This window comes from Marinomonas communis (assembly GCF_004363305.1).
Classification (GTDB): Bacteria; Pseudomonadota; Gammaproteobacteria; order Pseudomonadales; family Marinomonadaceae; genus Marinomonas; species Marinomonas communis.
The window spans coordinates 1,214,328-1,227,387 of record NZ_SNZA01000001.1 but is presented as its reverse complement, the minus strand read 5'-3'; the positions used below and the strand labels follow the sequence as shown (position 1 = coordinate 1,227,387).

Here is a 13,060-nt window from a genome sequence, read left to right as displayed (position 1 = left end):
GGGGCGAATGACTTAGAGAGAATGCTGCGATTAAACAGCGTCCTGACTTAATGAAGTGGCTTCGGTAAGTACTTCATTAAGGTGCAGCCATGTTTCAACCACTGTATCAGGGTTGAGTGATACACTTTCGATGCCTTGTGCTACTAGCCAATCTGCAAAATCGGCGTGGTCTGATGGGCCTTGACCACAAATACCTACGTACTTGCCTTTTGCTTTACAGGCCTCAATGGCCATTTTAAGTAGCTTTTTAACGGCTGGATTGCGCTCATCAAACTTGTCGGCAATAAGTCCAGAGTCACGATCTAGACCCAGTGTTAGCTGTGTCAGGTCGTTTGATCCGATTGAGAAGCCATCAAAGAATTCTAGGAACTCATCAGCTAGCAAAGCATTAGATGGTAATTCGCACATCATAATGATTTTAAGATCGTTCTCACCGCGAACTAAGCCATGCTCAGCAAGTAGAGCAATCACTTGTTCAGCTTCTTCTAGAGTACGAACGAAAGGAATCATTATCTGTACATTGGTGAAGCCCATGTCATTACGTACACGGCGAATCGCTTCACATTCCAAGGCGAAACAATCGCGGAATGATTCGTCTAGGTAGCGTGCCGCACCACGGAAACCAAGCATTGGGTTTTCTTCATCTGGTTCGAACTGCGGTCCACCGACCATGTTGTGGTACTCGTTTGACTTAAAGTCAGATAGGCGCACAATCACTGGTTTGTCTGCAAACGAGCAGGCGAGCGTTGATACACCTTCTACAAGCTTTTCAACGTAAAACTCAACTGGGCCTGCGTAACCTGCGATTCGGTGAGTGATCTCTTCTTTTAAACCTGCATCCATACGATCAAAGTTAAGCAGTGCTTTCGGGTGAATGCCGATCATACGGTTGATGATGAATTCTAGGCGAGCCAAACCAACGCCAGCGTTCGGTAGCATGGCGAAGTCAAACGCTCGGTTTGGGTTGCCTACGTTCATCATGACTTTTACAGGTAGATCGGGCATGTTGCCCACTTCAGAGGTCACCACATCAAATTTCAATGCACCTTGGTAAACCATGCCCATATCACCTTGAGCACAAGAAACAGTTACTTCTTGGCCATCTTTCAAGGTTTCTGTTGCATCGCCAGTCCCTACAACAGCAGGAATGCCAAGCTCACGAGCAATGATGGCTGCGTGACAGGTACGACCACCACGATTCGTGACAATCGCAGAGGCTTTTTTCATGATTGGTTCCCAATCAGGATCGGTGATATCTGTAACCAAAACATCGCCTTCTTGGATACGATCCATTTCGTTGATAGAGCGCAGAACCTTTACGGCACCTGAGCCGATCTTGTGACCAATGGCGCGGCCTGTAACCAATACAGGTGCATTTTCACGAAGGTTGTAACGTTCCATGCTTTGCGTGCTGGATTGCGAACGAACCGTTTCTGGGCGAGCTTGTACGATGTAGAGCTTGCCATCGATGCCATCTTTGGCCCACTCAACATCCATCGGACGCTGGTAGTGTTTTTCAATGATCATGGCTTGACGGGCAAGGTCTTCAACTTCTTCGTTGGTTAATGCAAATTGATTTTGTTGATCCAGTGTTACCGGTACGATTTGCACAAACTCATCACTGTCAGCCGCTGCGTATTCCATTTTTTGAGCTTTGCTGCCAAGTGTTTTTCGAACTACTGCTGGGCGACCAGCTTGTAACGTGCCCTTGTGAACATGGTACTCGTCTGGGTTTACGGTACCTTGAACGACCATTTCACCTAGTCCGTAAGCAGCAGTGATGAACACCACGTCGTTAAAGCCCGACTCGGTATCAAGGGTGAATAGTACGCCGGAAGCGCCAATGTCACTGCGCACCATTTTTTGGATGCCTGCTGATAGAGCTACGCCCTTGTGTTCGAAACCTTGGTGAACACGGTATGAAATGGCGCGGTCATTAAACAGTGAAGCAAATACTTGCTTGATGGTTAACTTAACAGCATCCAAACCTTGTACGTTTAAGAAAGTCTCTTGCTGTCCAGCAAAGGATGCGTCAGGAAGGTCTTCCGCTGTTGCTGATGAGCGCACTGCAAAGGAAGCACCAGCATTATCATTAGACAGCTGTGAGTAGGCTTGCTCGATTTCATTGTTGAATTCGTCTGAAAATGGCGCTTCTTCAACCCATGTGCGAATTTGCTTACCTGCTTGAGCAAGTGCTTGAACATCGTCAACATTCAAAGCATCAAGCAGATCATGGATTTGTTGGTTAAGGCCACTTTCTTCTAAAAACGTTTGATAAGCGTAAGCGGTTGTTGCAAAGCCGTTTGGAACTTGAATCCCCAAATCAGAAAGGTTGGAAATCATCTCACCAAGAGATGCGTTCTTTCCGCCCACTTCGCCTACATCATCAAGACGTAGATCACTAAACCACTTAATAAATTTGCTCACACTGCACTCCAGCTTGTCACATAAGAATTATTATTTTGTTCCTGATCAATGGCTTGCCATAACGGAACAATAGGAGTCATTGTAAAAAGAGGATGTGAAATGAATAAAATCGATTATTCGATGTTGTTTTATTTCAATCAGTTTTTTCAATGTCGTTGCTTAACAACAAAATAGGGGTATTTCGTGAAGGTTTATTTCGTTTCAGACGGTACGGCCATTACAGCTGAGGTGTTTGGTCAAGCCATGCTTTCGTTCTTTGATGTGACCATTAAGCAGGTCAGCGTGCCCTTTTTATCAACCGCAGATCAGGCGCATGGTTTCTGTAAACAGTTGCAAGAAGAGCGATCGAAAGGGGAAAGCACTCTGGTGTTTTTCACTATTTCAGATCCTAATATTCGTTCAATAATCGAGTCTTGTGATGGTCATTGTTACAACATTTTTGGGGATTTATTGTCACCTATTGAACAAGCATTGGGCGTTCCAGCTCAGCCTAACGCGCAAAAAGCGCATGGTATAAAGGAAGGGATTTACGATGGGCGTATTGATGCGATCAACTATGCGTTAGCCAATGACGACGGGGTCTCTGTAAAAAATTATGATGAAGCTGAAATCATTCTATTGGGTGTGTCTCGCTCTGGTAAAACCCCAACTAGCTTATATCTAGCAATGCAGTACGGTATCAAAGCCGCCAACTATCCTTTGACGGAAGATGACTTTAATGATTTTGGTCTGCCGAAAGTGCTAAAACCACATAAGCATAAGTTGTTTGGTTTGACCATTGATCCTGAACGTCTGCATGAAATTCGCACAGGGCGTATGGCGGAAAGTAAATACGCTTCATCGCGCCAGTGTCGTTATGAACTAAATGAAGTAGAGGCGATTTATCGCCAAGAACGTATTCCATTTTTGAATACAACACGCCTGTCTGTGGAAGAAATTTCCACCAGAATCATGGCTGAGATGCATTTAACCCGTAATCGGGGGTGAGCTGAAAAGTAGCGGAACTATCTAAAAAATTGATCTGTGCAGGGAAATAACAGATTTATTACATGATTTAGACGATATTTGTGGCGAAAAAGTTATGAAGGCAAACCTGCTTGTCATTTTTTCGCCATAGATATGACATAAAAAGCCCCGTTTTGTTGTGTTATTACAGGGCTTAAGAGGCTAAAGATGCAGCCATAGTGAATAATGTGGCACCATTTAGAGAGTATTCTCTAATAATAACTTATACTTAGATCATTAATTCATTCAAAAATAGAAGCTAAGAAGTGCTTCTAATTAATAGGACGGTACCATTTGAGTAAAAAAGACATTCAAGACCCATTTCGAGATCGGGAAGCATCAAAATATGACAACCCCATTCCGAGTCGCGAATACATACTAGAGCACATCGCCTCGGTGGGTCGTCCTGTTACTCACCCTGAATTATGTGAAGCCTTCGGTTTAAAAGATGATGACTCCATTGAAGCCGCGCGTCGACGCTTAATTGCGATGTGTCGAGATCATCAATTGGTTAGCAACTATGACGATGCTTATTCTCCTATCGTAGAAAGCGACTTAATAGAAGGCTACGTACAAGGTCAAAAAGACGGCCATGGCTTTTTACTACGCAAAGATGAAGACGATGTATTCTTATCTCCCCGACAAATGCAATCTGTTATGGATGGCGATTTAGTCGTTGCGCGTCTGTCTGGCAAAACGATTAAAGGGCGACTTGATGGTGTCGTGGTCGAGATCAAAGAACGCAAACACAGTACTTTGGTTGGCCGTTACTACGAAGAAAGTGGTTCAGCGTTTGTTACGCCTGAGAACCCTCGTATATCCCAAGACATCATGATCGAGCAATCTTCCGGACTATCTCCGAAGCACGGTCAATATGTATTAGTGGAGATCGTTACCTACGCGGAACGTCATGTTGCAGCAAAAGGCATCGTGAAAAAGATTTTAGGTGACTTTATGGCACCTGGTCTTGAGATTGATGTCGCGATTCACCAGTACGACATTCCAAATGAATGGCCGAAAGACGTTGTACAGCAAATCAGTCACTTCACGACAGAGGTCGCAGAAGACGATAAAGTGAATCGCGTTGATCATAGGAAAACGCCTTTTGTCACCATTGATGGCGAAGACGCTCGTGACTTTGACGATGCGGTGTACTGTGAAAAAACACCGGGCGGTTGGAAGTTGTATGTTGCCATTGCCGATGTTTCACACTACGTGAAGAAAGGCTCTGCGTTGGATGAAGAAGCGATCTTACGTGGTAACTCGGTTTACTTCCCTGGTCGTGTTGTACCTATGTTGCCAGAAGTGCTTTCTAACGGTTTGTGTTCCCTAAACCCAAACGTTGATCGCTTAGCTATGGTGGCTGAAATCTCGTTAACCACTCGCGGTAAAATGCGCGGCTACAAATTCTACGAAGGTATCATCAACTCTCATGCACGCCTGACCTATTCAAAAGTCGCGAAGATGATTGCTGCCGAGCCGGATGAGCAAGGTCTTGAGCTGCGTGAGCGATACAAAGACATCGTGTCACACATTGATGACTTATATGGCTTATACCAAGTTTTACGTGCAGCGCGTGAAGAGCGTGGTGCGATGGACTTCGACACGGTCGAAACACGTATGGTGTTTGATCAAAACGCTAAGATTGAGCAAATTGTGCCGATCGAGCGTAACGATGCCCATAAACTGATCGAAGAGTGTATGCTGTGTGCCAACGTTGCTTCTGCTGAATTGCTATTAAAAGCGAATCTGCCAGCGCTGTTCCGCATCCACGAAGGCCCGCGTGAAGAGAAATTGATTGCTTTGCGTACTTACTTATCCGTACTGGGTTTAGAACTGGGTGGTGGATTAAAGCCGACACCGAAAGATTACGCTGATTTAGCTGAGAAAATCCGTGATCGAGCTGACGCGCGAAGCATTCAAACCATGTTACTTCGTTCTATGTCGCAAGCGGTTTATCAACCAGATAATGTGGGGCACTTTGGTCTTGCATACGATGCGTACACCCACTTTACATCCCCGATTCGCCGCTACCCAGACCTATTAGTTCACCGTGCGATTCGTTACTTGATTCGTGGTGAGGGTGCACCAAAGGTCACTCAAGCCTATAAAGTACCGGGTTCAGTGACCCTAAAAGCGAACAAGATTTATGGCTACGATGATGCTGCCATGGATCAACTCGGTGAAAACTGTTCTGTGACGGAGCGTCGAGCGGACGAGGCCACTCGTGATGTGGAATCATGGCTTAAGTGTCAGTACGTTGAACAACACTTGGGTGAAGAGTTCGATGGCATTGTCACTGCTGTTACGCCATTTGGATTGTTTGTTGAATTAGGCGGTTTATACGTCGACGGTTTGGTGCACGTGTCTGGACTTGGGGACGATTACTTTGTTCACGATCCTGAGCACCAAGCTATGATTGGTGAGCGCACTGGTAAGGTTTTCCGTTTAGGCGAGCAAGTACGTGTGACCGTATCTGGCGTAAACCTTGAGCAGCGTAAGATTGACCTGCAAATGTTGCAAGGTCGTCCGAAGCCTAAAAAACGCATGGATTTGGACGAATTGACTGAGCTTGAAATGCAGTTGGCTCAGTTGCCACCGATGGAGCTTGGTGGACGTGTTAAACCAAAGGCAAGACCTGATCGTGAAGGCCAAAAAGCGCCCGCGAACGAAGAGTGGGATAACAAGCCTAAGAAAAAATCAGGCAAGAAAAAGGACGTTCAGAAAGTAAAAGCCAAAGCTAAAAAGTCACGCCCTAAAAAAGCGGGCAAGAAAGCCGATGGTGCAAGCAGCAGCGCAACGCCAAAAAAATCGTCAGCTGTGAAAAAGGCAACGGGGACGAAAGCTAAAAATACCAAGCTGAAAACCAAAAAGAAAAAGAGCAACGCCAAAGCTCGTGTACGTGATTAATCAAAGAATAGAAAGAGTGTGTTAGCCACATGGCAGATTTAGATTGGGTATACGGTATTCATGCCGTAGAAAATGCGCTGGGCCAAGATGGTAAAGTGAAAGAAGTGCGTCTACAGGAAGGACGTGATGATAAAAAGATGCAGCGCATAATTAAGCTGTGTCAGGCTCAGAAAATTCGGGTCAGCCAAGTGCCGCGCCGTGACTTGGACCAGCTATTTAGTAAAAGCAAAGAGCGTGTGGTGCACCAAGGTGTGGTGGCGTTGGCTGAGGTCACCAAAACAGGTGATGAGAAGGATTTAGAGCGTTTAGTGAAAAACCTAGATGCTGTACCATTGATCGTAATTTTGGACGGTGTAACAGATCCTCATAACCTTGGCGCATGTTTACGTAGTGCCGATGCGGCAGGGGCTCATGCGGTAGTGATCCCGAAAGACAAATCTGCAACGATTAATGCGACGGTAAGCAAGGTAGCGTGTGGCGCTGCGGAAAGTATGCCTGTGTTCTCTGTCACCAACCTTGCCCGCACCATGAAGAAGCTTCAAGACCTCGGTGTTTGGATTTTTGGTACTGCGGGTGAAGCAACGCAAACTGTTTACGAGCAAGACCTCACGATCCCAACAGCGATTGTCATGGGCGCAGAGGGCGACGGTATGCGTCGTCTGACCCGTGAACAGTGCGACTACTTGATTAAACTGCCGATGGCGGGTGTGGTGACCAGCTTGAATGTCTCGGTTGCCACAGGTGTTTGTTTGTACGAAGTGGTACGTCAGCGTGCGGCAAAAGCAGGTGCTTAACCTGCTTTTTTAATTGATTGAATGTTCGTGAGGTTCCCGTGTTAAAAACCTTCCAAGTAGCCCCTCTAGGCAGTGAATTAGACGACGATATCCAACATAAGATTGACTTTAAAACCAAACCGCCAGGTGCTTTGGGGGGCCTAGAGTGCATCGCTTTTCAAGTGGCACGTATTCAAAGAACGTTAGTCCCAAAACTTGAGAAAGCGCAAATGCTAGTGTTTGCAGCAGATCATGGAGCGGTTGATAAAGGCATCAGTGCGTTTCCTCAAGAAGTCACACCACAAATGGTGGCGAACTTTTTAGCTGGTGGTGCCGCGGTAAGTGTTTTTTGTAAACAACACAACGTACCACTAAAGGTGGTTGATGTTGGCGTCAAAGTTGACATGCCAGACCACCCATTACTGTCGAAACGAAAAGTGGCCTACGCGAGTCAAGACTTCTCTGAGCAAGCCGCTTTGAGCCTTGAGCAAGTCAATCAAGCCTTGCAGGCTGGGGCTGATGAAGTGGATGCATGTGGTGAGATGGACTTGCTGCTATTTGGTGAGATGGGTATTGGTAATACAGGTGTCTCATCTTGCATGATGAGCGCGATAACTGGAACGAAGCCAGAAGAAACAGCAGGGCGCGGGACTGGGCTAGATGACGCTGGCGTTTCGAAAAAAGCGCAGATTATTGCGACGTCGCTCAAACGAGCTGAGCAAGAGCTTAACAAGCCTGTGGGTGAATGGGCGCCTTGGGAAGTGGCAACGCAAGTAGGTGGTTTAGAAATTCTAGCCATGTCGGGGGCCATGCTACGTTCGGCTGAGTTAGGTAAACCGTTTGTTGTGGATGGCTTTATCTGCACGGTTGCTTTGTTATTTGCTAGCAAATTGCAGCAAGCCGTGGTGGATTATGCCATCTTTGCTCACCAATCCGATGAACAGGCCCATAAAGCGCTGTTACAACACTTTGACGCCACACCTATCTTAAAGCTGGACTTACGTTTAGGCGAAGGATCTGGTGCCATTCTTAGTTACCCAATCATTAAAAGTGCCGTCACCTTCTTTAATGAAATGGCGAGTTTTGAGTCCGCTGGAGTCAGCAATGCTTCTTGATCAGGATTGGCAGGGCTTTAAACGATCTCTGGCGACCTATACAAGAATCCCACTGAATATCGATTGGGACTCCCCTAAAAAGCACACGCCTAGCGTGTGCTTTTTGCCATGGGTCGGTGTGATCGTCGCAATGGTTAGTGCTTGGCCGCTGCTCTTCAGCGGATGGTCTCCTGAGTTTCAAGCATTGCTTATGATCGTCAGTGCAGTGTTATTGACTGGGGCCTTTCATGAAGATGGTTTGATGGATGCTGCCGATGGATTAGTCGGCGGTTGGACAGCAGAGCAGCGCCTCACCATTATGAAAGACTCGCGGGTTGGCAGTTATGGTGTGCTGGCAGGGATATTTTGCTTTGCAATAAAGTGGTGGCTCTTGAGTCAGTGGATCACTAAATCTCTGTGGCAAGATGGCATATTGTTTGTGCTGTTGGGCTGGATCACGGTTCATGTTTGCGCCCGTTGGTTGCCACTTGGGATCATGACTTTCTTGGATTACGTCAGCCTTGGTCATAGTAAAGCTAAAAGCATGATTTCTGATTTCACTTTGCGTGGCTATGCTTGGATCGCCTTGTCTATGCTGTTTGTCATTGTGTTGATTGGCGTAAATGCTTGGTTCTCAGTTGTACTAATGTTAGCGGTAACAGGTGTCTGTGTCGGCCTATATTTAGTTCGCCGAATTAATGGTTATAACGGTGACACGCTGGGAGCCAGTGAACAGATCGCGGAGCTGTTGGTGTTATTTACCTTACTTGGGTGGCAAGCCTAATGAAGTTATTGTTGATTCGTCACCCCAAACCGGACGTTGCAAAAGGGCTTTGCTATGGTCAAACGGATGTACCGATTGTGGAGAGCTGGTCGCACGATGCACAAGCTATTAACACTTGGCTCAGCAAACACTACCCAGATAAAACTTGGCAATTCTTTCACAGCCCGTTAGTGCGAACACGCTTGCTCGCACAAACATTACACCCTCAATCCGTGTCAGTGGAGGCTATTAAAGAAGTAGATTTTGGCAATTGGGAAAATCGTTTATGGAATGACATTCCCAAGTCTGAAATTGATGAATGGATGGCATGTCTGACCAATAACGCTCCATATCATGGTGAGAGTTTAACCGCTTTGTTGGAGCGCGTAATAAGCTGGTTTGAAGGCATTCGTCAGGCGGATAAAGACACAATATTGGTTACGCATGCTGGCGTGATTAAAGTGCTGGTGGCACATTTATGTCAATGGCCATTGGACCAGTGTCATCGTTTAAACCCTTCTTATTCCAGTATCACTGAATTAGATCTAGGCGAGCATTATGCCATGCTGAATCGTTTAGGCGCGGGTGACTGGGTACGATAAAGAGGTATCTATGCTGTTGTACATTTTGGGCATGATTGGTATTGCCGCTTTCGCAATTTCGGGAGTTATTTCTGCTGGTCGACGCAACATGGATATTTTTAGCATTGTGTTGCTGGGTATGGTGGCTTCGTTGGGCGGTGGTACCATTCGTGATGTTGTGCTGAGGCTGGATGCCGTGTATTGGGTGCAAGATACGTCTTATTTATGGGTTGCATTTTTGTCCTCAGTATTCGCTTTCTTTGGCGTGAGGGTGATCGAAAACCGCCAGCAGGTATTTCACTACGCCGACTCATTTGGGTTGGCTTTATTTACTGTCGTCGCTACGGAGCGCGTACTGGCTCAAGGTTTTTCTCCGATGATTGCCATTACCATGGGGGTGATTACTGGAGTTGCAGGTGGGATCATCCGAGACTTGTTGAGTGATCGTGCGCCATTGGTGTTAGGCAAAGAGTTTTATGCCACACCAGCATTTCTCGGAGCTTTGTTAGTCGTGCTACTAGAGCAGAATATGCCTTGGCATGAATATAACTCGATTTACGCCAGCTTTTTGATCTTTATACTGAGAATACTGGCAATTCATAAAGGCTTGTATTACCCAAGCTGGTTACTATTCAAAAAAAGAGATTCATAACGATGGAGAGAACCCCAGAACAGCAAGCGCAAATCGACATGGCCAAGCGTTTGAAAAAGAAAGAGGTGGTGGATAAGAAAATTGCTGCGGCAACCGAAGAGCGTGGTGTTTCGATCTTGTTAACTGGCAACGGTAAAGGCAAAAGCTCGAGCGCGTTTGGTACGATGGCCCGAGCATTGGGGCATGGCCAAAATGCGACCGTTGTTCAATTTATCAAAGGTCGTAAAGAAACAGGGGAGCAATTATTTTTTGGTCAACATCCCCAAGTGTCTTTTCATGTGATGGGGCATGGTTTTACTTGGGAAACGCGCGACCCTGAGTTAGAGCAAAAAGCCGCCAATCAAGCTTGGGAAGTGGCAAAACAAGCGCTTGCGGATGAGCGTGTGAACTTTGTCCTGCTGGATGAAATTACTTATATGTATAAGTACGGTTATCTTGATGCGGACGATCTGGTCGAAGCGTTAGCGAATAGGCCTGCTCACCAAAATGTGATGCTGACCGGCAGAACGGCACCGAGAGCCTTATTAGATAGTGTTGATACGCATAGTAAAATCGCTAATGAGCGTCATGCCTTCGAAGGGGGAGTGAAGGCGCAAGCTGGCATCGAATGGTAAAATGAGAATCTTTCTTATTTAATTGGACTTTTCCTGTTTTCTAGATGATAATCATTCTTATCATTAGAAGAGGAGGTCCTATGATTTACTGGCAGCATTTAACTCGACAAGCAAATGAAGCACATACTCGCGAGGCCTATGTAGACGCTCAAGAGTTGGGGCGAAAAGCCTTGGCATGTGCGGAAGCAACTTTTAAAGATGACTTTGAGGTCGATGCAGAAACAGCCGTTTCGGCGGTGATTGTGAGCTATATGAATCTCGCAGAAGTGTCTGTTTCTATGAAGGAGTGGCTTCAGGCTAATGATTACTTTGAGCGTGGTGTGCAATTTCTGCAGAGTATCATTGTTAAGCCTGAGCTACCGACAGAGCATCGTGAGCTCATTGAGCTGACGGCTTCCCATTTACGATTTGAGTGGGAGCTTTTCACGCAAACTTACGGCAGCAAACTGGCCGTCGCGAAACGCACTAATCGCCTTCGTTGGTTAAAACAACGTAATGACGACAGCTCGTCGTGGCAAAGTAGCTATGGTTACTAACATTTTAATGGTCGCTTTAAGTGTATTGCTGTTAGTGCTCGTGATTAATCTCTTGAGGCGATAGGTTGGCACGATGTCTTGTGGTGTACAAAAAAGTATACACGTAAGACTTGCTGTGCATTTTTAGGGTTTGCTCAGCCATAGAGTACCGCTTAGACAGAGACTAAAATACAGGCTCTTTAGGATTCAACAAGGGTTAGTTTTTATGTCTGTAGCGGTGTCTGATATCAAACGGCATTCTCTTCTAGAAGATGCCCAAGCCATCATCGCGGGTACTATGATGATCGCCTTGGGCATTAACTTTTATACGCAAGTTGGCTTGTTGACTGGCGGTACGGCAGGTATTGCTTTCTTGCTTAATTACATAACGTCTTTTAGCTTCGGACAAATTTTCTTTGTCATCAATCTGCCATTTTACTGGTTGTCGATTCGTCGTATTGGCTTGGAATTCACCCTCAAAACCTTTGCTTCAGTGTTTTTAGTGTCTTTATTCACGGATATCACGCCGATGTTCTTACAGCTTGAGAACATTAACCCATTCTATGCCACCATCGCTGGCGGGTTTTTAATTGGCGTAGGCTTCGTGATGCTGTTCCGCCATAACGCAAGCTTGGGTGGCCTGAATATTCTGGCGCGTTACTTATTCCAAACTCGTGGCGTGCCAATTGGTAAGTTTATGATGACAGTGGATTGTATGGTGGTGTTCATGTCAGTGTTTATCGTGGACTTCTCATTGATTGCGATTTCAATCTTGGGCGCTGTGGTGCTTAACTTTATGCTGGTCATGAATCATAAGCCTGGTCGATACAGCGTCTCATTTTAATTAGACGCTAACTGCGTTTCTTAAATCTAGCGGGTCAGGTATGATATAGACATCATGCTTGACCCGTTTTGTTTTGTGCTCATACAACAAAGTTAAACAGGGCTCGCTGTATTTAATCCTCAATTTCATGCGACGAGACACTTCCAGCCTCTATGTCAAAACCCTTTTCCGATACTTCCGTTAGACTCGATTTCTTTGTTTCCCATACATTAGGTTTGTCACGAAAAGATGCCAAAGTCCTAATCACCAAAGGACAGATCAGCGTCAATGATACGGTCACTAAAAAAGCCAATCATACAGTCACGCACCAAGATCTAGTTAAGCATCGCGATGATTTATTAGCTTGGCCTAGAGATAAGTATTTCGTACTGAATAAACCTGCTGGCTATGTATGTGCTACGGAAGACGGCCAACACCCGGTTGTGTTGGATTTGATTGCAACGCACGAGCAGAAAGATTTACGTGTTGTTGGGCGTCTGGACATGGACACAACAGGGTTGCTGCTTTTAACGACAGATGGACAATGGTTGCATCGTATTACATCGCCTAAGAGTGACTGTTTTAAGCAATATCGAGTCTGGTGTGCGGACGACATCACTGATGAAGCGATTAAGCAACTTGAGCTGGGCGTCCAACTTAAGAGCGAAGAGCAACCAACTAAGCCTGCTAAAGTTGTACGAGTGACTTCTCACGAAATATTGTTAAGTATTTCTGAAGGAAAATATCACCAAGTTAAGCGTATGTTGGCGGCCTTAGGTAATAAAGTTGTTCGTCTACATCGAGAATCCATCGCTGAGGTGGCTTTGGGTGACTTAGAAGAAGGTCAGTACCGAGAGCTAACCGATGCCGAAGTGGCGCTATTTTAACGTTTTAAAGAGAGAT

General features: G+C 45.8%; 12 protein-coding genes. 11 read left to right on the top strand and 1 reads right to left on the bottom strand.

Features of this window, described 5'->3' with window-relative positions:
- Positions 1-30: 30 nt before the first annotated feature.
- Entirely contained in the window at positions 31-2,427 is a 2,397-nt protein-coding gene (ppsA, locus tag C8D85_RS05745; protein ID WP_133560478.1) for a phosphoenolpyruvate synthase, read from the bottom strand.
- Between the two features lie 183 nt (positions 2,428-2,610).
- On the opposite strand from ppsA, the gene ppsR reads away from it, so the two are divergent.
- The 11 genes from ppsR to C8D85_RS05690 all read left to right on the top strand — a co-directional run bounded on the left by ppsR (position 2,611) and on the right by C8D85_RS05690 (position 13,044).
- On the top strand, positions 2,611-3,414 hold the full coding sequence (ppsR, locus tag C8D85_RS05740; protein ID WP_133560476.1) for a posphoenolpyruvate synthetase regulatory kinase/phosphorylase PpsR: 804 nt from the start codon (positions 2,611-2,613) through the stop codon (positions 3,412-3,414).
- 312 nt (positions 3,415-3,726) lie between these two features.
- Entirely contained in the window at positions 3,727-6,342 is a 2,616-nt protein-coding gene (gene rnr, locus C8D85_RS05735) for a ribonuclease R (RefSeq protein WP_133560474.1), read from the top strand.
- A 29-nt stretch (positions 6,343-6,371) separates the two neighbouring features.
- Positions 6,372-7,136: a 23S rRNA (guanosine(2251)-2'-O)-methyltransferase RlmB gene (gene rlmB, locus C8D85_RS05730; protein WP_133560472.1), complete on the top strand. Its 765-nt coding sequence runs from the start codon at positions 6,372-6,374 to the stop codon at positions 7,134-7,136.
- Between the two features lie 38 nt (positions 7,137-7,174).
- Entirely contained in the window at positions 7,175-8,230 is a 1,056-nt protein-coding gene (gene cobT, locus C8D85_RS05725; protein ID WP_133560470.1) for a nicotinate-nucleotide--dimethylbenzimidazole phosphoribosyltransferase, read from the top strand.
- Entirely contained in the window at positions 8,220-8,993 is a 774-nt protein-coding gene (locus C8D85_RS05720; RefSeq protein WP_133560468.1) for an adenosylcobinamide-GDP ribazoletransferase, read from the top strand. The genes cobT and C8D85_RS05720 overlap by 11 nt, the downstream gene beginning before the upstream one ends.
- Entirely contained in the window at positions 8,993-9,574 is a 582-nt protein-coding gene (locus C8D85_RS05715; protein ID WP_133560466.1) for a histidine phosphatase family protein, read from the top strand. The genes C8D85_RS05720 and C8D85_RS05715 overlap by 1 nt, the downstream gene beginning before the upstream one ends.
- A 10-nt stretch (positions 9,575-9,584) precedes the next feature.
- The gene (locus C8D85_RS05710) at positions 9,585-10,205 is read left to right on the top strand and encodes a trimeric intracellular cation channel family protein (protein ID WP_133560464.1); all 621 of its coding nucleotides are present in this window, start codon (positions 9,585-9,587) and stop codon (positions 10,203-10,205) included.
- Positions 10,206-10,207: 2 nt separating this feature from the next.
- A complete protein-coding gene (cobO, locus tag C8D85_RS05705) occupies positions 10,208-10,819 on the top strand; it encodes a cob(I)yrinic acid a,c-diamide adenosyltransferase (protein WP_211342127.1) in 612 nt (203 codons plus the stop codon).
- An 80-nt stretch (positions 10,820-10,899) separates the two neighbouring features.
- Positions 10,900-11,355 carry a tetratricopeptide repeat protein gene (locus C8D85_RS05700; RefSeq protein ID WP_133560462.1) on the top strand — a complete coding sequence of 152 codons (456 nt, stop codon included), beginning with the start codon at positions 10,900-10,902 and terminating at the stop codon, positions 11,353-11,355.
- Positions 11,356-11,560: 205 nt separating this feature from the next.
- Positions 11,561-12,178, top strand: a complete 618-nt coding sequence (locus tag C8D85_RS05695) for a YitT family protein (RefSeq protein ID WP_133560460.1) — start codon at positions 11,561-11,563, stop codon at positions 12,176-12,178.
- Between the two features lie 152 nt (positions 12,179-12,330).
- A complete protein-coding gene (locus C8D85_RS05690; RefSeq protein ID WP_133560458.1) occupies positions 12,331-13,044 on the top strand; it encodes a pseudouridine synthase in 714 nt (237 codons plus the stop codon).
- Positions 13,045-13,060 lie beyond the last annotated feature (16 nt).